This is a genomic window from Treponema sp. R6D11 (assembly GCF_054786075.1).
Genome location: NZ_BDHD01000432.1, coordinates 1 through 936, shown reverse-complemented (window position 1 = coordinate 936; position 936 = coordinate 1). Strand labels below are relative to the sequence as shown.

At 52.4% G+C, this 936-nt stretch carries 1 protein-coding gene; it reads left to right on the top strand.

The window, feature by feature from the left end; translation table 11 throughout:
- The coding region (locus ACYVTD_RS13735) for an alanine--tRNA ligase-related protein (protein ID WP_461248294.1) at positions 1-936 on the top strand (936 nt) is incomplete at both ends.

The window sequence follows — 936 nt, the reverse complement described above, 5'->3', positions numbered from 1 at the left end:
CACGTGCGCTCCGCGACTTTTATCTTGGGAGACCCGAAGGCGGTAAGCCCTTCCAACGTGGGGGCGGGTTACGTCCTGCGCCGCCTGATACGGCGCGCCGTACGCCACGGGCGAAAACTTAACGGCGAAAAGTTCAGCCTTTCTCCAATAGCGCAGGTCGTGGTGGATCGGTTAAAGGGCGCGTATCCCGAACTTGAGCAAAACCGCGCCTTTATAATAAGCGAACTTGACAAAGAAGAGGCGAAATTTTTAGAAACCCTGCAAAAGGGCGAGCATGAATTTGAAAAACTTCTGCCCAATCTGCTCAAAGACCCGCGGAAAATCATGTCGGGGCGGCTGGCTTTCAAACTTTACGATACTTATGGCTTTCCCATCGAACTTACAGAAGAACTTGCCGCCGAATCGGGAATGAAGGTAAATAAAGAAGAATTTGACGAGGCGTTTCAAAAGCACCAGGAACTTTCGCGCTCGCAAAGCGGCTCTTTCAAGGGCGGGCTTGGGGATCAGGGCGAAATGGCGGTCAAGTACCACACGGCGACCCCCCTTTTGCATAAGGCGTTAAGGACGGTTTTGGGGGATCATGTCGCCCAAAAAGGGAGCAATATCACGGCGGAGCGGCTCCGCTTCGACTTTGCCCACGACGCGCCAATGACGCCCGAACAGGTAAAAAAGGTGCAGGATATCGTCAATGAGCAGATAGAAAGGGATTTTCCCGTTTTTATGGAAATAATGGCGCTTGAGGAGGCGAAAGCGGCCGGGGCTATAGCTCTTTTCGGAGAAAAGTACGAATCGCAGGTAAAAGTCTACACTATCGGCAACTCGACCTCCGATTTCTTTTCCAAAGAAGTCTGCGGCGGCCCCCATGTGGAAAAAACCGGAACTTTGGGGAAATTTACCATTCAAAAAGAACAGTCCTCGTCGGCCGGAGTGCGCCGT